The following is a 20332-nucleotide window of genomic DNA, read 5'->3' on the forward strand; positions in this document are numbered from 1 at the left end:
CCGGGGAAACCGTTACCGACCCAACCGACGCGATCGCCCCTGGCGTTGAGGAAGCTTCCACCGGGGAAACCGTTACCAATTCAACCGACGCGACGATCGCCCCTGGCGTTGAGGAACCTGTCACCGGGGAAACCGTTACTGATAATATATTTGCTCGCATTCAAGTAGGCGATCTCGTTTGCCGAACAAGTAGCAATGGTGATTGGGGTACGGTCGGGGTCGTCACGAAAAAATCTTTTAACCCCCGCCAAGTAAATATCTACTTCCGAGACACCTTTGGATCGCCGAAAGAAAGGGTGGCGTCCCCTGAAGGATTAGAGGCTATGAGAATACAAATTGTAGCTCAACTGCGTGCCGGACTCAGAGTGAAATATCATCACTGGGCTGGCTTGTTATCTTCCAAATTAAAGAATGGAAAATGGCATGTTCTCTGGGATGGCATCCCTGGGAAAGGACTCAGAAACAAAAACAAGTACGGCGAACCACCTAAAAAGGCAATCTTACCTCAGGACTTAGAGATAATCGACCCGATAGTAAAATATGAAGCTTGACAAAATCAACCAACAGCTTAGAGAGAAAAAGGCAGGGGTTTCCATCATTCAGAAAGGACAACGTTTATACTTACAAGCCACTCTCCCAGGTAAACCAAAGTCGAATAAACTACCACACCAGCAACAGTTAAGCTTAGGCATTTACGCCAATAAGGACGGGTTTCTTCATGCCAAAGCAGAAGCACTTCGGCTAAGTAAACTTTTGGCAACTCAAAGCTTTAACTGGGGACTGTATGGAGTCTTTGGAGTAACGCCATCCAACACAGTAAGGGACTTAGTAGAGCAATATGAAGTGTACTACTTCAGACAGAGAGGCCGAAATCCCAAAACTCTGACAACCTGGGACAAGGATTACAGACTAACTTTCTTAAAACTTCCGCAGGATCAACCTTTAACCTTAGAGATCTTAATTGAAACCGTTGAAAAGACCAGAGCCAATAGTCGAAGCCGAAAACGATATGTCATGGCTCTATCGGCATTGGCTAAATTTGCGGAGATTGACCCAGAACCGATTAGGGGTTTGGCAGGGCATTACTCCCCGACAATACTAAAGCCGCGCCAACTCCCCAACGACAATAGGATAATGGAAGTGCGATCGCTTATTAAGTCACCGTCCTGGAAATGGGTTTATGGTATGCTCGCCTGTTATGGTCTCCGTCCTCACGAGATCTTTTACCTTAATCTGGATAGACTTCAATCGAAAGACTACTGCCTGGAAGTATTAGATGGAAAAACCGGCCCGCGCATTGTCTATCCATTGCCTGTCTCCTGGTGGGAAGAATGGCAATTGTACGAACCGATCTTGCCGATAATATCTGGCAAGTCCAACTCGGAAATAGGTAATCGCGTAACCCAAACATTCAGAAGGAACAAGATACCTTTTCGGGCTTACGACTTGAGGCATGCTTGGGCAGTCCGAAGCTTGATGAAGGGTCTAGACTTAACCCTGGCGTCCCAACAAATGGGACATTCAGTGGCGGTGCATAGTCAGATTTACCATCACTGGATATCAGAAGCTATTCACCGGGCAGCCTTTAATCAGTTAAATGGTTTTCCTTGAAGCTGCATTAAAGCTTCCTTACTTCTTCATTAAGCTATAGTCTGAGGTGACACCAGTAGACCGTCCGATACTATCCAAAATGGATTGTGGTTCCACCATTCGTGGGTTCGAGTCCCATCGTTCGCCCTTAATATGGCAGCAGGGAAGTAAATTTTCCCTAATATTGCCTTAGTTTAAGTCGAAAAAATCCTGATACTGCAATATATCCTGATACGGCAATATTGTTATCACGGAGTCTTGGTTAACTTGTGCCTATCGAAGTTTACCCGAATTACCCGTCAGAAAGTATTTATAGAAACCGAAGTGCGTAGAGACGTTGCATGCAACGTCTCTACTGTGAAATCATCGCTACTCCTGTAGCCAACGGGCAGCGTCTTTGGAATGGTACGTAAGAATTAAATCAGCGCCCGATCGCTTAAATCCAGTCAAGGTTTCCATCACCACCTTTTGTTCGTCAATCCAGCCATTGAGGGCAGCCGCTTTGACCATCGAATATTCACCCGATACATTGTACGCGGCAACTGGTAAATTCGTGGCTTCCTTCACCCGCCAGATAATATCCATATACGCCAGCGCGGGCTTAATCATCAGCATATCTGCCCCTTCTGCAATATCCAATTCTATTTCCTTGAGGGCTTCCTGGCTATTGGCGGGGTCCATTTGATAGGTGCGGCGATCGCCAAATTGTGGCGCTGATTCTGCGGCATCCCGAAAGGGTCCATAATAAGCAGAGGCATACTTTGCCGCATAAGACAGAATCGGTGTCTCCTGAAATCCAGCTTCATCCAATCCCGTCCGAATTGCTTGGACAAAACCATCCATCATCCCCGATGGGGCAATAATATCTGCCCCAGCTTTGGCTTGAGAGACGGCGGTTTTCTTCAGCAGTTCTAAGGTGGGATCGTTAAGAACCCGCCCGCTTAAATCACCGACTTCAAGATACCCACAATGTCCATGACTGGTGTATTCACACAAACAGGTATCGGCAATAATCACCAAGTCTGGCACCGCTTCTTTAACGGCTGTCGCGGCTTTCTGGACAATGCCACAATCATGCCATGCACCAGTGGCTTCCACATCTTTATTATCAGGAATGCCAAATAGAATAATCGATGGAATACCAAGATCGTAAACTTCCTTAGCCTCTTCCACGATTTTGTCTACCGATAACTGGTAGACTCCCGGCATAGATTTGACTTCTTGGGCGATTCCCTCACCCGGTACAGCAAACAAGGGGTAGATCAGATCGCTAGTTGTAACAACATGTTCACGCACCATGCGACGTAACTGGGTGGTTTGGCGGAGACGGCGAGGACGATGAATAGGAAACATAGGTTAAGATTTGAAAAGACGGATTAACCGAAAATTTTTAGACTAGAAGACTATTGTAGAACGAGCCTTCCCCTAGGGATAGCCATCATCGCGATCGCTCTGTCTGGAGCGAAAGGCATCGCCTTTACGGGCGCGACAGCTAGCGGTTTGGACGATCAAATCAATCAGGCGATCGCGTTTTTTCCAGCGCATTGCCCGCCGACTCGCATCCATCCCATGTTCAGCAATCATATCTTTAAGTTGTTCAACCTCGAGTTGCTGCAACTGTTGGCGTAAGTATTGCTCCCCCTGCTGGTGATAGAGTTCAACGGGATCAAAAACACTCGTACATCGTTTGGTGCGGTGCTTTTTCGAGGGAGCTTGACATTTTATCGATAAGATTTGAAATAATGAATCAATCTCTTGGGCAAAGTCGGGATCATGTTGGTATTTGGTCAAAGTTGCCTGGGTATCAGGAAGAATTTCTTCCAGGAGTTTGATCAATGCTGTAAGTTTGTCAAGGCTCATTGAATTTCTCCACGTTCAACTGGAGTGATACGGCTTATTTTTGAGAATTTGACTAGCCGCAATTCTGATCTCTTTTGCCAAATTTAGATATTGTTCAAACTGACCCGCATATCCCCATTTCTGTCGCAAGGTTGAGAATTTGTCGGGATCATTGAATTCAACAGTTTCAGCAATTTGTTGCTTGTGGGGAATTTGGGTTTCAAAGACACGGGCATCTTTACTATATCGACGTAAATCCTTAATCACGCGATCGTGAAGTGTCATACCAGCATTGTATTTACAGATGACAATGCCTAAGGGAACAATAGATTCAGCGATTGTTTCGGAAAACTCATGAATGGTTTTGGTGATTTGGGGAATTCCATAAGTTGAGAGAATATCCGGAATGGTGGGAATGATATAACCATGGGAAATTCGTAATCCATTGAGTGTAACAATACCCAAATTAGGAGGGCAGTCGATGAGAATATAATCATAGAGCTCAATTACAGAGCGAATTCCGCGCCGCAAAATGTTAATTGGACTGGCGGCATAAAACCGTCCAGCGGGAATAGTGGCTAACCTATCCTGCACATTGATTAGATCTAAACTTGAAGGGAGCAAGTCTAAACTGGTTAAATCTTTGACATTAGAAACTTGATGTTGTAAGGCTTTATCCAGATTAAACTTAGGGTATTCTGGCGCGATTGCATCTAAAAAAAGTTGGGCTAAGGTGTGATTATTTTCATTGAGTTCCTCCCATCGTTCTTCACCAATTAACATTAATGTAGCATTGGTTTGAGGATCAAGATCAATGACCAAAACTTTGCGATGGAATACTCCAGCCAACATCTCAGCAACGGCGACGGTGGTTGTTGTTTTCCCCACACCTCCCTTGAAATTAATAAATGAAATTATAATTGCCACAAATCCACTCCAGTCTCTAGATTGAGCGGGTTGAAAAGTTGTTGGATTAAGACTTGGCGTTGGAGAAAAAACTTGAGTAGGTTCATGGGTCGCGATCGCGTCACATTTGGTAGTAGAGAATAAAACCAAAGATTATTCATTGTTAGGTTAGTTATTTGGAAGACACGTCCTGCCAATTCATAACAATTCTTAGGCTGACCCGATCACGTTTGTCGCATTATGGGCTAGCCTGTTCCTGCCGAGAAGCTTATGGTAGTGGGAATCACCCTTCTACTTTCCAAGGTAACAAGCTAACATCAGGGTACGCCATGCTCACAAACAAAGAGACGGCGGCAAACGCTGTTCCCCTCAAGGATAGGAGAAGAGGGATTCCCCGCAGAACCAATGTTGCGGCGCCCAATCTCATCATCTCCTTGCCCGTCAGGGCTAACCAAACCGATTCAATTATCGGCGGCTTACAGGGTATAGCCGTTGCAAATGGGTTGGAACTTATGCAGGATGATCAAAACCTAGACAACGCCAGATTTATCCAAATATTACCAGGCATCATTTTTCTATGGCAAAGAAATGGATGATGACGAGACTGAACATACCTGTGTGGTATTATTAGTGCATGAATTCCCCCTTTTGTCCCCCTTTATCCCCCTTCCGTCCCCCTTAAAAAGGGGGAAGCCAGAGGATGCGGGAGCTTTTTATTCCATGGGGGAAGCCAGATATGGCTTCGGGTTATAAACTCATTCATTTAGTTTTATTGTATGTCTAAATAGATGCCAATAACTCTTAAACAAAACTGGAACCAAGTCGGTTATAAAATTAGTAATCATTTTTTTAACCTAGTTGGGCATCTTTTGGTTAAAGAGTGGAATCCTAAACTACTTGGCTTATCCAAACTACCCATCCACTCAATTATCGACGTGGGAGCAAATGACGGTCAATTCTCTCGGAAAATGTGCCGTATTTTTCCCGACGCTCATATTTATTCATTTGAACCTTTACCTGACCCATTCAAAAAACTAGAACAATGGGGAAAACAACAAAAAAAGAACGTCAAAGTTTTCAATATGGCATTAGGAGATTCTATTAAAACTATTGAAATCAATAATCATTTATATTTTAATCAATCGTCTTCCATCCTACAGACTACTCAACTCTGTGAACGCATTTACCCAATGCTAAAAAAGCAACAAACGATTCTCGTGCAACAGTCAACCTTAGATCAAGAAATTTCGTCACTGCCAACACCTCTTCTCCCTGATATACTTATTAAGTTGGATGTACAAGGATATGAAGACAGGGTGATCCGAGGGGGTATTGAAACCTTTAAACAGGCTAGAGCTTGTATTGTCGAAATTTCGTTAGATATACTTTACCAAGAACAAGCTGATTTCAAAGATATTTTTTTGATGCTCGATAAACTAGGATATTGTTATGCTGGGAATTTAGATCAAGTTCAAGGGAAAGATGGTCATGTACGCTATTTTAATGCTGTTTTTATCAAAAACAATTAGCCGGAAATAATTATGCACGTTGAAGCTTGCTGCCAAGACTTGTTAGGACAAGTGTTACCCCTTATTGATCCCAAAAGAGAGGGTATTTGTATTGACGTAGGAGTGGGAACCTTTGCTTTTTATTGTGAACGGTTTTCTCTACTGGGATTTAAGACAGTTGCGGTTGAACCACTACCTGTCAAAAAATTACAGAACCTATGCCAACGTTATAACATTGACTTAATTAAAGGTTGTCTTTCAGATATCAATGGCGATCAAACCTTATATATGGGTAAATTTATCGGTTTATTTAATCATAATTTTAATTCTTTATCAGCCGACTGGTTTGGTTCTTCCAAAAATATAAAACAAGTCAAGTCTGTAACTCTATCTAATTTACTATCCAGTATCAATGCTGAAAAAGTTACTTGTCTTAAACTTGATATTGAAGGATGGGAATCTAAAATTATTAAACAGTTTCATGAGTTGTCACCCTTTCTACTACCACGAGTGGTCATGTTTGAATATGGCGGTGGCACCAGTAAAAAAAATGGAAAAGGAGGATGGTCACCTACATTTATTAATGCCACATTAGAATGTTTAAGTATTTTGAAACAATGCGGTTATGGTTTGAGTGTGATGGTTGATTATGCTTATTCAACAAAAGAAACTATTTTTGACTTACAATTGTCTACTTTAGACATCAATGAAATCATTCCGAATCATTCAATTTATGGAAACATTATTAGTTTTCACAACTGGAATTATCCCGAAGGAAAAATTACCCAAATCTGTTCCCCTTATTATGGGGGAGTGGCACAGCGGTTGTTGACCACAATTTTTTCGCGATCGCTGACTTGAAATTGATGCCTCGCCCGTCTGGTAGATCCCCGACTGCGGAATCAAATTCATTCAGGCAATCAGGCTTTTAACCAAGAAGTCGGAGATATAGAGCTTTAGGTTTTAAGTTGCACAGATGATCCTTTGAATCTCTTGGGCGGTAGCCGGGGCGAGGAGAACACCGTTGCGATAGTGACCCGTTGCCAGTAAAACATTATCATAACCCGATAGTTTACCAATAACCGGAGCTGGCTGTCTTTCTGGACGAGGACGTTTACCTAACCAAGTGCGAACCACTGTAGCTTGAGCTAAAGCGGGACAAAAGGCGATCGCATCTTGTTTCACTTGTTCAAGTAACCCAGGTTCTGCAACCACTTCGCCGCGATGAGGAAACTCCACCGTTGCACCCACCCAATAATCGCCGCCACCGATTGGCACAATATGCACATCATCCCCTGTAATCACGGGCTGGAAAGCCGGATTACCGATTGTACCCGCTAGGCGTAATTGTAACGCTTGACCGAGAACGGGTGTCAGCGTAATCGCAGACGCTTGATCCGGTGGGGATAGCAGAAAATTGACCAATTGTGCCGAACCTAATCCCGCCGCAATCACCAGCCAATCCACTGTCAAGGTTTCCCTGTGTGTGTGAATTTGCGCTGCATACCGCCGATTGGAACCATTGACAGGCATCGATTCCACCCCTTCAACACCAACGCCAAACTTAAACATCACCCCCTTCTGTTGGGCGGCGGCGATTAAGGCATGGGTGAGGGCTGTGGGTTCGACTTGTCTGTCATCGGGAGAATAAATCGCACCGATAATCTTCTCAGGATTGAGCTGAGGACAATGGGATTGAACTTGAGCCGCGTTCCAAATTTCCAATTGCCATCCTTGAGATTGGCGAATTTTGACTAAATTCTGCCAAGAGTCTAAATCGTCGTTCTCAAACGCCAGCATCAGGATGCCTTGACGGTTAAAGGGAATGTGATGCCCAGTCAATATTTCTAATTCTGGAATCAGGGTTTCATAGCGCTGCATACTGGCTTGGCGCAACTGCCATGTTCTCCCCTTAACCTTTTGACTAATCACACCCATCAATACACCCAATGCTGCCCCTGTGGACCCTTGGGCGGGGGGTTGTCGATCCAGCACAGTAACCTGTAACCCAGGAACGCTACTCAGTTCGTATGCGATCGCAGCACCAACAATCCCACAGCCAATGATGGCAACATGACTCATTCAGGCAACTCCGGCTGCATTACTAGCATCAGGAATCAGCTTCAAAAACCGATCAAAGTCGATTAACGCCTCTTGATAATTTTTGATGGCAAGTTCATAGTTGCGGCTTTGAGAGGCGGTGTCAATTTTCTGCAAATGTTCAAACAAGTCATTTGCCGCTTCACTGGCTGCCTTTTGTTCTTGGGGAAGCAGTTGGCGCGTCAGATAACTCATGGTTTGCCGCAAGCTGCCCAATGGACCATGAATATAAGTGGCAACATTTACCCAATCGCGATTGTTAATTCTCGTTTTCAGAACAGGCATTTTTTCTCGCACTTCCCAGAGGCTAGACACCGTGCGCTGAATCTGCTCAACCTGCTGAGTGGTGTAAGCTGGAGGCGGTGTCGTTGCGGCAGAACTACCGCAGCTTACTAAACATGTGGTCACCAGTGCTAGCATTAATGCCAGAATAGAGCGATAACGTCTCATCAGCATGAGTTTCCTCGGATACAACTTTGATATAGACAAACAAATAGGTTGAATGATAGCTCAACCCAAAGTCTAATTCAGTGTAACTCAACGTATTATAGGGGTTAAGAAGTGACGTCCCCAGTGCCGCCCTAGGGGACGGTGTGGGGCTTTTCGCCGAATAAGCTAAAAAACCAAACCCACAATCATCCCGACAAGTAACACAAAACCAATCCAGACATTTTGGCGGAAAATTTCTCCATAAACTGGTTTGGGAATATCAGGTTGTCGCAGTCGCCTATAGTGCCAAATCCACCCGATAATTGCCACACCTAAAGCCATCCAAAAGCCCCAGTGTAGCTGCATGACAAATCCCAATCTTGCCAAAAATCCCACTGTAGCGGCAAAAAATAGACCAACTGCTTCCGGGGCGTAGTCTCCAAAAAACAAGGCGCTAGAATTTACCCCAAGTTTCTGGTCTTCTTCACGGTCTGACATCGCATAAACGGTGTCAAACCCTAATGTCCAAGCTACCGTTGCTGCCCACAAAAACCAAGTGGCGGGTGCTAAATTCCCAGTAACGGCACTCCAACTGATTAAAACAGCAAACCCCCAGGCGATGGATAATACCAACTGGGGAATCGGAAAAACTCGCTTGGCTGACGGATAAAATACAATCACGGGAACGGCGGCGACGCACAGCCAAAATGTGAAGGGATTGAGATAAAGGGCAAGAATACCTGCACAACTCATCGTTACTAACGCCACAACCACGCCCACTTGAACCGACAGGGCGCGAGAGGCTAAGGGACGTTCTTTTGTTCGTTCGACTTGCGGATCAATATCTCGATCCCACAAATCGTTGATTACGCAACCGGCTGCACTGGTGGCTAAGGTTCCCAGGATAATCACACCGACTAAGGGAATCGGGGGTGTACCTTGGGCGGCTAAAAAAACTGCCCACAGCGCTGGAACCATCAAAATCAAGCGTCCGGCTGGCTTATCCCAGCGCAAAAGCCGCGCGATCGCCAGCCAAGTTGGTACTGAGTTTGGGTGTTGTTGGGTCAGCATCGATGATCAGGTCTTTTATAGTTCACAATAACGCAACAGTCTGGTACTGTCGATTTGAGCTGGTTTAACGGTATTGTTGTCAATAGCATCACGGCTAGAGTTGTAATCCCAGATACAAGCATGATCGATTTAGCTGCCAAAGGGAATTCGGCAGGAGTTTCGACTCCAAACACAGACAACGATCGCATAATGGCTGCCATTGATATCGGCACGAATTCGATTCACATGGTCATCGTCCGGATTGATCCCAGGCTTCCTTCGTTTACGATTATCGCCAAAGAAAAAGATACCGTGCGACTGGGGGAACGTGATCCGCATACGGGGAATTTAACCCCCCAAGCCATGAAACGTGCGATCGCGGCGTTGCAACGCTCTCAAGAGTTAGCTAAAAGTTTCCAGGTCGAGCAGTTGGTTGCTGTGGCTACGAGTGCGGTACGGGAAGCCCCCAATGGACGCACCTTTTTACAAGAAGTTGACTCACAATTAGGGCTATTTGTCAACCTTATTTCCGGTCAAGAAGAAGCGCGGCGGATTTATCTGGGTGTCTTGTCGGGAATGGAATTCAACAACCAGCCTCATATCATCATTGATATTGGTGGCGGTTCAACAGAATTAATCTTAGGTGATAGTCACGCTCCCCGTTCTCTCACCAGCACCAAAGTCGGCGCAGTACGCTTGAGCCGTGAATTTATTACCACCGATCCGATTAGCGATCGCGAGTTTCAATACTTACAAGCCTATATTCGGGGACGCCTCGAACGTGCCGTTGAAGATATCTTAGCGAATATAGAACCGGGAGAAAAGCCCCGTTTAGTGGGAACCTCAGGTACGATTGAAACCCTAGCCGCCCTTCACGCCAAAGAAACCTTAGGGATAATACCTACTCCCCTGAATGGTTATGAATTCTACCGCAACGACCTGAAAGATATCGTCAAACAACTCGCCTCACTCCCATGCGCTGAACGGGAAAAACTTCCCGGACTTGCTGAGAAACGAGCCGAAATTATCGTTGCTGGTGCGATTATTTTATTAGAAGCCATGACGCTATTAGATATCGAATCTATCACCGTCGGGGAACGCGCCTTGCGAGAGGGCGTAATCGTAGACTGGATGCTTTCCCAAGGCTTAATTGAAGACCGATTACGGTATCAAGGCGAAGTTCGCAAACGCAATGTAATTAAAGTGGCGCAAAAATATCACGTTAACTTAGCCTCTAGTGAACGGGTGGCTAACTTTGCCCTTAGTTTATTTAATCAAACCAAAGGACACCTGCACAATTGGGGAACTGAAGCACGAGAATTGTTGTGGGCGGCGGCAATTTTGCACAATTGTGGCTTATATGTCAGTCATTCGTCACACCATAAGCATTCCTATTACCTGATTCGCCACGGGGAATTACTCGGGTTTACTGATATTGAAATTGAAGTGATTGCTAACCTGGCTCGCTACCATCGCAAGAGTTCACCTAAGAAAAAGCACGAAAATTACAGCAATTTACCCAACAAATACTATCGGCATTTAGTAAAAGAATTGAGTCCTTTATTACGGTTAGCTGTTGCTCTTGATCGCCGACAGATTGGGGCAATTTCTCAAATTAGATGCCACTATTTACCAGAAGAAAAGGAAATGTGTTTGCGTCTAGTGCCTGTAGAGCATAATGATACCTGCGCCTTAGAAATCTGGAGTTTAGAGGATAAAAAAGTCGCGTTTGAAGAGGAGTACGACGTTAAATTAGTCATACAGCTAGAAAACCAGGCTAGTTAACGCTACAAGAAAAAATTCCCTAGGGGCGGGCGCGAGCATCTTAGGAGAATTTGGTACTGATAGCTGAGCAACGAAACCCGCCTTTATTCAAAAGCATAGGAGAGTGAAGCGTAACGCACCAATCAAATTCTTTAATAAATTACAAATGACAATCAACTCAATGTCATCTTTTTTTCTCGTAATACTGCTGATGATAATCTTCAGCTAAATAGTAATCAGAAGCAGGTTTAATTTCGGTCATAATATCCTGTTCATACTTACCAGACATCTGAAGCTTGCGCTTTGATTCTCTGGCGGCTTGTTCTTGGTCAGGATTGTGGAAAAATATAACCGAGCGGTATTGCTCGCCGCGATCAGGTCCTTGACGATTATATTGGGTAGGGTCATGAATTGACCAAAAGACATTCAGCAAGTCATTGTAGGAAATCTGAGACGGGTCATACTCCACTTGCACAACTTCTGCATGTCCGGTAATTCTGGCACAAACATCCAAATAGCATGGGTTGGGAAAATGTCCTCCCATATAGCCAACGGATGTAGAAGTAACGCCGTTTAATCGACGAAATGCTGCCTCGACTCCCCAGAAACAGCCTGCTCCAAATGTAGCTTTTTCCATTATTCACCTATTCTTTCTACAACTTGGTAGAGCCTAGTTGTAGATAAACCAAGCATAGGTCAAAATTGCCAGAAAAGCGAAGCCAAGTAAGGTTTCTCGTTGCTCTTGCCAAAGCCTTAGCACACTTTGCCTTATATAGCGTAAGGTGACTCTACGTTCATGACCGAGTTCATCCATGAGTTGAGCCACTCTCACATCGACTTCCTTAACGGAGACATCGCCTCGCTTGTAGGCGGCTTCTAACTCGTCTAGCTTTCTCCAGTAGTCTTTGGTGGATTCGATGAGATTAATCATGGTTGCGCCAGAATTGTTAACTTATGTAAACATCCTAGCGTGACTCCTGGAGTTGGGGGGTGAGGTTTACCCCACCGCGTGATGAGGACGCATAAAAAAGTCGAGTTGTGAGTAGATTCGAGTAGGTCTTATGTAACGTTGACAGGAGTAAGTTTAATGAATGCCTTTCCCTAGACTGATGTTGAGTTGGACAGGCTGCGCTGAAGATTGGGCAGTAGAGTTCGCCCGTTGAGGAGTCAGGAGTTTGGTAAATGGACACACAACTACTGCACCGCTGGCTTTCAGAGCGTGTTTCCCAGGAAAGTCTGAGTTGGCTAGAGCAGAAGCAGGAAAAAATTGCTCAAGGTGCCCCTGAACGGGTATTCTTTACTGCCTTTAGCGCTGTGCCGCGTTACATAGGCAAACAGGCTCTGGATCTGAGTGTAGAGGACTTGGAAGCAGCACAGGAAGTACGCCCTGGTTGGTTTGCTGGTCATTGGACTGTAGATCAGGCGGGTCGCACGCTTTTAGTATTATCTCTGCCATGCGAGCGCGCCGAAACCTATGTACAGACGCTTAATAAAGTTTTCACTACTGCCGATGAAGGGGAGTTAGTCGCGCTGTATCAAAGTTTACCGTTATTACCTTATCCTGAAAAACACAAGGCACAAGCGGCTGAAGGGGTTCGCAGCAATATGACGACGGTTTTCAATGCTGTGGCACTGAGAAATCCTTACCCTGCCGAGTATTTCGATGATATCGCTTGGAATCAAATGGTTCTAAAAGCCGTTTTCATCGGGAGTCCCTTGTCTCTAATTCAGGGATTAGATGAACGCGCTAACCCACAATTAGCTCAGATGTTAGTCGATTATGCCCACGAACGCTGGTCAGCTAAACGCCCCGTAACACCGGAACTGTGGCGAGTTGTAGGGGGATTTGTTGATGATGCGATCGCATCCGACTTACAAAAAGTTCTATCTGACTCCGATATCGCCCAACAACAAGCTGCTGCCTTAGCTTGTTCCCAATTATCCTCACCCCAAACCCAAGCCCTTCTTGCCAGTCGCCCAGACTTGCAATCTTTAATTCAAAACGGTAATTTAACGTGGGACAGCTTTAGCCAACACCACCTATCTAGCCAAAACCTATCCAGCCAAAACAAGTAATCATGAATACCTTGCCCATGATGTTCATCGACCCCCACATTCACATGAGTTCCCGCACGACTTACGATTACCTCACCATGCGGGAGTATGGCATTGTTGCTGTCATTGAGCCATCCTTCTGGCTAGGGCAACCCCGTACTAATATTGGAACATTTAAGGATTATTTCAGCAGTATTGTCGGATGGGAACGCTTTCGTGCCAGTCAATTTGGCATCAAACATTATTGCACAATTGGGTTAAATCCGAAGGAAGCTAACAATGAAGCGTTGGCAGAAGAAGTGATGGAACTGCTGCCACTTTATGCCTGTAAGGAAGGTGTTGTTGCTATTGGTGAAATTGGCTACGACGACATGACGGATGCGGAAGATAAGTATTTCCGTCAGCAGCTCGATTTAGCCAAAGAACTGGATATGTTGGTGTTAATCCATACACCCCACCGCAACAAAAAGGCAGGTACAAGTCGCAGTATGGATCGTTGCATTGAACATGGATTAGATCCGTCCCAGGTGATTATTGACCACAATAATGAAGAAACCGTTGAGGAAGTGCTAAGTCGCGGTTTTTGGGCAGCTTTTACAATTTACCCAATGACGAAGATGGGTAATGCGAGGATGGTGGAGGTTGTACGCCAATATGGGTGTAAGCGCATCATCGTTGATAGTAGCGCCGATTGGGGAATGAGTGATGTGTTAGCTGTGCCGAAGACTGCTCGATTGATGCAGGAACGGGGTATTCCGGACGATCATGTACGGGCAGTTTGTTATGAAAATGCTTTGGCGGCTTATAGCCAAACTGGGGTGATGAAAGCAGAAGATTGGCTTAATCCATCAGCGATTGACCAAAGTCAGTTGTTTAATGGTAATTCTGTGTTGCGGGGGCAGGAACCGGGTATTGAGTCCATTCAAGACTATGTGTTGATTGAGTAGAGAAAAACGAACCACTTCAGGCACAGAGAACGCACAGGAGAGAGGAAGAGGAGGTATGGAGTGAATGGGGCAGGTTTGAGTTCTCAGGGTTGGTGGGCTTATTTACAATTAATGCGCCCTGCCAATATTGTGACGGCTTGGGCTGATATTTTGGTTGGATTTGCGGCTTCTGGGGCGGCGATTATTTTTGATCAGGTAATCACTGGGCAAGCGGTTTTTATTCAACTGCTTCCTTTGGTTTGGTTGCTAATAGCAACAACGGGTTTATACGGCGGTGGCGTTGTTTTTAATGATGTCTTTGATGCTGAACTCGATGCCAAGGAACGCCCAGAACGACCAATTCCGAGTAGTCGCGCCTCGCGTCAGAGGGCAACTGTGCTGGGGACTGTGCTGTTAGGTATCGGTGTCGTGGCGGCTGCACAGGTTTCCTGGGTGAGTGGTGTTTTAGCCGCAATTATTGCGGGTGCGGCTTTGAGTTATGACGCCCTCGCCAAACATCATACTTTTTTTGGTCCTCTGAATATGGGGCTATGTCGCGGTGGCAACTTACTACTAGGTGTAAGTGTTTTACCCGCAATGGTAGAGGAACGCTGGTATTTAGCCCTGATTCCTATTGTTTATATTGCGGCAATCACTGCCATTAGTCAGGGGGAAGTCCAAGGTGGAAAAAAGATTACAGGATTTGTAGCTTTACTGCTGATTGGGGTAGTAATTAGTGGTATTTTAGGATTAGGACTATTGCCAAATTATGAAATTATTGCCGCCCTGCCATTCGCTGCTTTATTATCTTTTCGGGTACTCCCGCCATTTTTAAAAGCTGCCCGTGAACCCATGCCTGAACAAATCCGAACGGCGGTAAAGGCTGGTGTGTTGTCGCTGATTGTCTTAGATGCAACAATTGCGGCTGGTTTTGCGGGGTTGCCTTTCGGATTATTGGTGCTACTTCTGCTGCCTATCTCAATGGGATTAGCACAACTGTTTGCTGTCACTTAAAAAAACAATGACGATTAGCCGAGCGGGAAAAGCCAGATTAAATTTACAACCAATCAATCAACAGATTCGCGTTACCTTTACTTATAACGTTCACTTTACGACAGGGGTGTTTAATTTAGATAATGCTTTGCTGGCGCAAGTAGTAACAGCAGATGGGGAGAGAGGGACGAAAAAAGCGATCGCTATTATAGATTCAGGACTATTACATCATCATGAAGAACTGCCAGAGCAAATAGCCGCCTATACTAAGCGATATGAAAACGCCTTAACCTTAAGCGCAAATCCAGTTATTATTTCTGGTGGAGAAGCTGCCAAGAATAATCCAAAACAGTTAGAGGAAATTCACCAGATTATTAATGAAGTGGGATTGTGCCGTCACTCCTACTTATTAGCCATTGGTGGGGGTGCTATATTGGACTTAGCCGGATATGCCGCAGCAACGGCTCATCGAGGAATCCGACTGATCCGAATTCCTACAACTGTATTAGCGCAAAATGATTCTGGGGTAGGGGTTAAAAATGGAATTAATGCCTTTGAAAAAAAGAATTTCCTCGGCAGTTTTGCGCCCCCTTTTGCAGTTTTGAATGACTTTAATTTTATCAAAACTCTAGATGAGCGAGATTGGCGATCTGGCATTGCTGAGGCAGTTAAGGTTGCGCTGATAAGAGATACCGAGTTTTTTGAGTTCATTACAACTCAGGCTGAGGCATTGGTGCAGCGAGATATGAATGCAATGCAGCAGCTAATTTATCGTTGCGCTCAATTACATTTGGCACATATTGCTAATAGTGGCGATCCCTTTGAAGCCGGTTCGTCTCGTCCTTTAGATTTCGGTCACTGGGCGGCTCACAAATTGGAGTATTTGACAAATTATAACTTGCGTCATGGTGAAGCAGTAGCGATTGGAATTGCCCTAGATAGCACATATTCCTACTTAGCCGGATTGCTCACTCAGTCCGAGTGTCAACAAATATTAAATACGCTGATAGAATTGGCGTTTACATTATATGTACCAGAACTGGATGAACAACTTCATCAACCAGAACATACCCGTTCTCTATTCCGGGGATTAACTGAGTTTCGGGAACATCTAGGAGGAGAACTCACCCTGATGCTGCTGCAAGGAATTGGACAGGGAGTAGAGGTTCACGAGGTAGATTTTTCTTTATATAGGCAAGCAATTTCTATCTTGCGAGAGGTTGCCGAAAATAGGCAGATGGTGGAGAGCATTCCATGAGTGCAAATTCCCTATTCACGCTAAGTAAGATAGATAGCTTACCTTTGTAAACGAAGTACTGAACGATGAAGATTCAAATAGACAGTGGCTTTCACTTAACCTATTGCACCAACATTCATCCGGGTGAAGAGTGGAAAAAAGTCTTTTTAAACCTAGAACAATATATTCCAATCCTCAAAGCACAACTCTCACCCACAAAACCCTTCGGGGTTGGACTGCGATTAGCAGATGTCGCAGCACGGGAACTTTTAGAAGGAGATAATCTCACTCAATTCCAAGCATGGCTAACCGAGCAAAATTTATACGTTTTTACCCTGAATGGATTTCCTTATGGAGGATTTCATCACCAGGTTGTAAAAGACCAAGTTTATGCACCAGATTGGTCTAAGCAAGAACGGTTAGACTATACCATGCGCTTGACGAAAATCATAGCCGCCTTATTACCTGAAGGAATGGATGGCGGAATTTCTACCTTACCGCTGTCTTATAAACCCTGGTGGAAAGAAGACAAAAGCCTGAGTGACACAGTTCTGAAAGATAGTAGCTTTAATCTGACTCTGCTGGTAGAGGAAATGGTACGCCTCCAGGAAGAAACGGGGAAATTGCTGCATATAGACTTGGAACCGGAACCGGATGGTTTGATTGAAAATGCGGATGAAGTCATTGATTTTTTTCAAAATTGGTTATTGCCAATGGGTGGAGCATATTTAGCAGAACGCTTAGGAATTTCGCCGGAATCAGCCGAAGCTAAAATACTCGATCATGTGCGCGTTTGTTATGACACCTGCCATTTTGCTGTGGAGTATGAAGAACCGGCTTTAGTCTTTAGCCGTTTTCAATCAGCAGGAATTAAAATTGGCAAGATTCAAATTAGTGCTGCATTAAAAGTTATATTGCCGCAGGATTATGAGGATAGAAATCAGGTTTTTGAGCGATTGCGTCCCTTTGCAGAATCTACCTATTTACACCAAGTCATAGAGCGAAGATATGATGGAGGTTTCTATCATTATCCTGACTTAGGAATAGCATTAGCACAGCTTGAAAAATCTCCTGCCCAGGAGTGGCGCACTCACTTTCACGTCCCAATTTTTATCCACGACTATCAACTATTGCAGTCTACTCAAGATGACATTATTACTGTGCTGAAGCTACTGCAAGAAAACCCCACTTGTCAACATCTGGAAATTGAGACTTACACCTGGGATGTATTGCCAGCAGAAATGAAGATGGATTTGTTGGCATCCATTCAGCGAGAGTATGAGTGGGTATTGGGAAGAATGAGTGCTGGAAGTATCAATTCAAAAGTTTCTGTTTTATAGGAGAGAAAAATAGGAATAAAAAGTTATCTTTAGAAAATCAGTCCAAGTATTGCTCATGCAAAAAACAGTTGTTCTTAATGTTGTCGGATTAACTCCTGGCTTACTGGGAAAAAATACTCCGTTTTTATCCCGTTGGAGTTCTCAAGGGCAAGTGGTGTCGGTGACGCCCATTTTGCCTGCTGTAACTTGTTCGGTTCAAGCGACTTACTTAACGGGAAAATTACCAGATGAACATGGAATTGTTGCCAATGGCTGGTACTTCCGAGATGAATGTGAGGTGAAGTTTTGGCGACAGTCAAATAAGTTAGTGCAGGCTCCTAAAGTATGGGAGATGGCGAAATCTATTGACCCCACTTTTACCTGTGCCAACCTCTTCTGGTGGTATAATATGTATTCTTCGGTGGACTACACCATTACACCGCGCCCCATGTACCCCGCCGATGGCAGAAAAATCCCGGATATTTATAGTCAACCTGGGGAAATGCGATCGCAAATTCAATCCGATTTAGGTCAATTCCCCCTCTTCAATTTCTGGGGACCTAATACTTCTATTCATTCTAGCCAATGGATTGCAGAATCAGCCAAGTGGATTGAGCAGCGCTATAACCCCACATTAACTTTAATCTATCTGCCTCACTTAGATTATTGCTTGCAACGAGTTGGCTTTGACGAGAAACAGATACAGAAGGATTTGCAAGAAATTGATACAGTTTGTGGCGATTTGATTGAGTACTACGAATCACGCAATGCTCAGGTTATTGTTCTGTCTGAATACGGCATCACCTCAGTGTCTAAACCTGTTCATCTGAACCGAATCCTGCGGGAAAATGGATTAATTGTAGTGCGTGAGGAGTTGGGACGAGAATTGCTCGATCCGGGAGCAAGTACTGCTTTTGCCGTTGCCGATCATCAAGTGGCTCATGTCTATGTTAACGATTCAGCTTATATTCCCAAAGTTCGCTCTCTTTTAGAAGCAACTGAAGGGGTAGCAAACGTATTAGATGAAGAAGGTAAGCTGGCTTACCATCTGGATCATCCCAGAGCCGGGGAGTTAGTTGCGATCGCACAGCCTGATGCTTGGTTTACTTACTATTATTGGCTTAGCGATCGCCGCGCTCCTGACTTTGCTAGAACTGTGGATATTCACCGCAAACCGGGTTACGATCCTGTAGAACTTTTTCTCGCTCCAAAACTCAAACTTCCCCAAGTAAAAGTCGGTCTAACGCTACTAAAAAAACAGCTTGGTTTTCGTTACCTGATGGATGTAATTTCTCTAGATGCCTCATTAGTTCGTGGTTCTCATGGTTGTGTCACCACTTCGTCAAGTGAAAAACCATTATTGATAACTCGACAGACTCACCTGCTAGATACAACAGCGATTGAAGCGACGGATGTTTGTGGGTTGATTTTAAAACATTTGAAGGGAAGGGACTCCAACGTCTCCTTTGCTGCATCTACCTCATTCCCCTAACTATTTTTTCTCAGGTAAATTCGCTTCGCCGAATACCTGCTGCGGTGTCAATTCCAATCCCTCAAACAACGAATCTATAATCAACCTATCTTTCGTATAAGTTCGCGGTGGCGCATCGGGATAGAAAACGGTGATACTTCTTGCTTGGGGATCTACAACCCAAACTCGTAACACTCCCGCTTCCAGATAATCAGTGGCTTTCTCCGCCAAAGTCCCAAATGTCTGTCCCTGTGAAATAATTTCAATTGCCAATTCTGGCGGAACTGGACAAGCTTCATCTTCCATCACTTCTGTGGGTAGTCGCTGATAAGAAATATAGGTCAAATCTGGCACCGGAACCCAGTCTTCACCCCTACGTTTTAACGCGATCGCCCATTCTGGGTAAACTTCACCTTTCCCCTGACACCACTTATCAATAATAAATAACAATGTCTTCTGCAAAGCTGCATGAAATCGTTTTGGTGACATCTTTGGTATCGCCTCACCCTCGACTAATTCATGGGTTACATCTGACTCTGGCATTGCCAGAAATTCTTCAAGTGTAAGTTTCTTTTCTAACTGTTGCATTGCTAGTTATTGGTAATTTGAGAAATTTTGAGTTTTGAGTTAACTCCCCCATTTCTCTGTGGTTAACGCTTTTTGCTGTGCTGTTTTTAGGATGGAAAAGAGATGTTAGCGATCGCGTTGATGTATTGTGTAATTTGAGACTGAACTTAGACAAAATTTATGTGTCTGACATCACGATACCCTAGATCGTGGCAAGTTCAGCTGGGTGGGAATCAGCCAGACTGATGAGGGATAATGATTCTATGATGCACTATCGCAAGTCCACGCTCATTGACGCACCTGTCGAAGTTGTCTGGAACTTTCACGAGCGTCCAGATATCTTAGAACGACTCACTCCGCCTTGGCAACCTGTTCAGGTTGTACGTCGCGAAGGCGGCTTAGATGTGGGTGCGATTTCAGAATTTCGCCTGTTTTTTGGCCCAATTCCGGTGCGATGGGTAGCGGTTCACTTGACATCCTCCCCACCCTGCTTACGCGATCGGGTGGGGATTCCCATCATCACTGACGGGGTTTCCTGGCTCTACGAGTAACCTTACTTTTTGGAGTTTCCCCCTCCA

Annotated in this window: 22 protein-coding genes and 1 pseudogene; 13 read left to right on the top strand and 10 right to left on the bottom strand. The window is 44.8% G+C overall.

Going from position 1 to position 20332, the window contains the following annotated elements; genetic code table 11:
* Both ACLGGO_RS30050 and ACLGGO_RS30055 read left to right on the top strand, forming a co-directional pair.
* Window positions 1-551 (top strand): hypothetical protein (locus ACLGGO_RS30050; protein WP_446422042.1); only part of this gene is annotated, 551 nt, incomplete at its 5' end.
* On the top strand, window positions 541-1611 hold the full coding sequence (locus tag ACLGGO_RS30055; RefSeq protein ID WP_446422043.1) for a tyrosine-type recombinase/integrase: 1071 nt from the start codon (window positions 541-543) through the stop codon (window positions 1609-1611). The genes ACLGGO_RS30050 and ACLGGO_RS30055, both read left to right, overlap by 11 nt.
* A gap of 348 nt (window positions 1612-1959) precedes the next feature.
* Here ACLGGO_RS30055 and hemB read toward each other — a convergent pair whose 3' ends face one another.
* The 4 genes from hemB to ACLGGO_RS30075 form a co-directional block, all read right to left on the bottom strand.
* On the bottom strand, window positions 1960-2943 hold the full coding sequence (gene hemB / locus ACLGGO_RS30060) for a porphobilinogen synthase (protein ID WP_446422044.1): 984 nt from the start codon (window positions 2941-2943) through the stop codon (window positions 1960-1962).
* A gap of 72 nt (window positions 2944-3015) precedes the next feature.
* On the bottom strand, window positions 3016-3450 hold the full coding sequence (locus ACLGGO_RS30065; protein WP_446422045.1) for a hypothetical protein: 435 nt from the start codon (window positions 3448-3450) through the stop codon (window positions 3016-3018).
* 15 nt (window positions 3451-3465) lie between these two features.
* Complete coding sequence (locus ACLGGO_RS30070) at window positions 3466-4356, bottom strand: ParA family protein (protein ID WP_446335254.1); 891 nt, start codon at window positions 4354-4356, stop codon at window positions 3466-3468.
* Window positions 4344-4496 carry a hypothetical protein gene (locus ACLGGO_RS30075; protein ID WP_446422046.1) on the bottom strand — a complete coding sequence of 51 codons (153 nt, stop codon included), beginning with the start codon at window positions 4494-4496 and terminating at the stop codon, window positions 4344-4346. Before ACLGGO_RS30075 ends, ACLGGO_RS30070 begins: the two co-directional genes overlap by 13 nt.
* Before the next feature lie 168 nt (window positions 4497-4664).
* Between ACLGGO_RS30075 and ACLGGO_RS30080 the strand changes: the two genes are divergently transcribed.
* The 3 genes from ACLGGO_RS30080 to ACLGGO_RS30090 all read left to right on the top strand — a co-directional run bounded on the left by ACLGGO_RS30080 (window position 4665) and on the right by ACLGGO_RS30090 (window position 6704).
* The gene (locus ACLGGO_RS30080) at window positions 4665-4931 is read left to right on the top strand and encodes a hypothetical protein (RefSeq protein ID WP_446422047.1); all 267 of its coding nucleotides are present in this window, start codon (window positions 4665-4667) and stop codon (window positions 4929-4931) included.
* A 192-nt stretch (window positions 4932-5123) separates the two neighbouring features.
* On the top strand, window positions 5124-5864 hold the full coding sequence (locus ACLGGO_RS30085; RefSeq protein ID WP_446422048.1) for an FkbM family methyltransferase: 741 nt from the start codon (window positions 5124-5126) through the stop codon (window positions 5862-5864).
* 12 nt (window positions 5865-5876) lie between these two features.
* A complete protein-coding gene (locus ACLGGO_RS30090) occupies window positions 5877-6704 on the top strand; it encodes an FkbM family methyltransferase (protein WP_446422049.1) in 828 nt (275 codons plus the stop codon).
* 102 nt (window positions 6705-6806) lie between these two features.
* Here the strand turns inward: ACLGGO_RS30090 and ACLGGO_RS30095 are convergent, their stop codons facing one another.
* The 3 genes from ACLGGO_RS30095 to ACLGGO_RS30105 form a co-directional block, all read right to left on the bottom strand.
* Window positions 6807-7925, bottom strand: coding sequence for an NAD(P)/FAD-dependent oxidoreductase (locus tag ACLGGO_RS30095; RefSeq protein WP_446422050.1), 1119 nt, complete (start codon window positions 7923-7925; stop codon window positions 6807-6809).
* Window positions 7926-8399 carry a photosystem II protein PsbQ gene (gene psbQ, locus ACLGGO_RS30100; protein WP_446422051.1) on the bottom strand — a complete coding sequence of 158 codons (474 nt, stop codon included), beginning with the start codon at window positions 8397-8399 and terminating at the stop codon, window positions 7926-7928.
* 159 nt (window positions 8400-8558) lie between these two features.
* Window positions 8559-9443, bottom strand: coding sequence for a 4-hydroxybenzoate solanesyltransferase (locus tag ACLGGO_RS30105; RefSeq protein WP_446335263.1), 885 nt, complete (start codon window positions 9441-9443; stop codon window positions 8559-8561).
* A 120-nt stretch (window positions 9444-9563) separates the two neighbouring features.
* Between ACLGGO_RS30105 and ACLGGO_RS30110 the strand changes: the two genes are divergently transcribed.
* A complete protein-coding gene (locus ACLGGO_RS30110) occupies window positions 9564-11207 on the top strand; it encodes a Ppx/GppA phosphatase family protein (protein WP_446422052.1) in 1644 nt (547 codons plus the stop codon).
* A gap of 163 nt (window positions 11208-11370) precedes the next feature.
* Here ACLGGO_RS30110 and msrA read toward each other — a convergent pair whose 3' ends face one another.
* Together msrA and ACLGGO_RS30120 are read right to left on the bottom strand one after the other, a co-directional pair.
* Window positions 11371-11823 (bottom strand): peptide-methionine (S)-S-oxide reductase MsrA, encoded by a 453-nt coding sequence (msrA, locus tag ACLGGO_RS30115; RefSeq protein WP_446335265.1) that lies wholly within the window; start codon window positions 11821-11823, stop codon window positions 11371-11373.
* Window positions 11824-11856: 33 nt separating this feature from the next.
* Window positions 11857-12117, bottom strand: coding sequence for a hypothetical protein (locus tag ACLGGO_RS30120; RefSeq protein ID WP_446335266.1), 261 nt, complete (start codon window positions 12115-12117; stop codon window positions 11857-11859).
* 251 nt (window positions 12118-12368) lie between these two features.
* Here ACLGGO_RS30120 and ACLGGO_RS30125 point away from each other — a divergent pair, with 251 nt between their 5' ends.
* The 6 genes from ACLGGO_RS30125 (at window position 12369) to ACLGGO_RS30150 (ending at window position 19208) form a co-directional block, all read left to right on the top strand.
* On the top strand, window positions 12369-13262 hold the full coding sequence (locus ACLGGO_RS30125) for an EboA family metabolite traffic protein (protein ID WP_446422053.1): 894 nt from the start codon (window positions 12369-12371) through the stop codon (window positions 13260-13262).
* Between the two features lie 20 nt (window positions 13263-13282).
* Window positions 13283-14188: a TatD family hydrolase gene (locus ACLGGO_RS30130; protein WP_446422058.1), complete on the top strand. Its 906-nt coding sequence runs from the start codon at window positions 13283-13285 to the stop codon at window positions 14186-14188.
* Between the two features lie 60 nt (window positions 14189-14248).
* A complete protein-coding gene (gene eboC / locus ACLGGO_RS30135) occupies window positions 14249-15181 on the top strand; it encodes a UbiA-like protein EboC (protein ID WP_446422054.1) in 933 nt (310 codons plus the stop codon).
* A 7-nt stretch (window positions 15182-15188) separates the two neighbouring features.
* Window positions 15189-16418, top strand: coding sequence for a 3-dehydroquinate synthase (locus ACLGGO_RS30140; RefSeq protein ID WP_446422055.1), 1230 nt, complete (start codon window positions 15189-15191; stop codon window positions 16416-16418).
* 65 nt (window positions 16419-16483) lie between these two features.
* Window positions 16484-17737: a metabolite traffic protein EboE gene (gene eboE, locus ACLGGO_RS30145; RefSeq protein ID WP_446422056.1), complete on the top strand. Its 1254-nt coding sequence runs from the start codon at window positions 16484-16486 to the stop codon at window positions 17735-17737.
* 55 nt (window positions 17738-17792) lie between these two features.
* Entirely contained in the window at window positions 17793-19208 is a 1416-nt protein-coding gene (locus tag ACLGGO_RS30150) for an alkaline phosphatase family protein (RefSeq protein ID WP_446422057.1), read from the top strand.
* Here the strand turns inward: ACLGGO_RS30150 and ACLGGO_RS30155 are convergent, their stop codons facing one another.
* Complete coding sequence (locus ACLGGO_RS30155; RefSeq protein ID WP_446335272.1) at window positions 19209-19775, bottom strand: Uma2 family endonuclease; 567 nt, start codon at window positions 19773-19775, stop codon at window positions 19209-19211.
* A 242-nt stretch (window positions 19776-20017) separates the two neighbouring features.
* On the opposite strand from ACLGGO_RS30155, the pseudogene ACLGGO_RS30160 reads away from it, so the two are divergent.
* Window positions 20018-20224 (top strand): annotated as a pseudogene (locus ACLGGO_RS30160) (SRPBCC family protein); the annotation flags it as partial.
* Between the last annotated feature and the right edge of the window lie 108 nt (window positions 20225-20332).

Source organism: Coleofasciculus sp. (assembly GCF_046565525.1).
In the GTDB taxonomy this organism is placed as follows: Bacteria; Cyanobacteriota; Cyanobacteriia; order Cyanobacteriales; family Coleofasciculaceae; genus Coleofasciculus.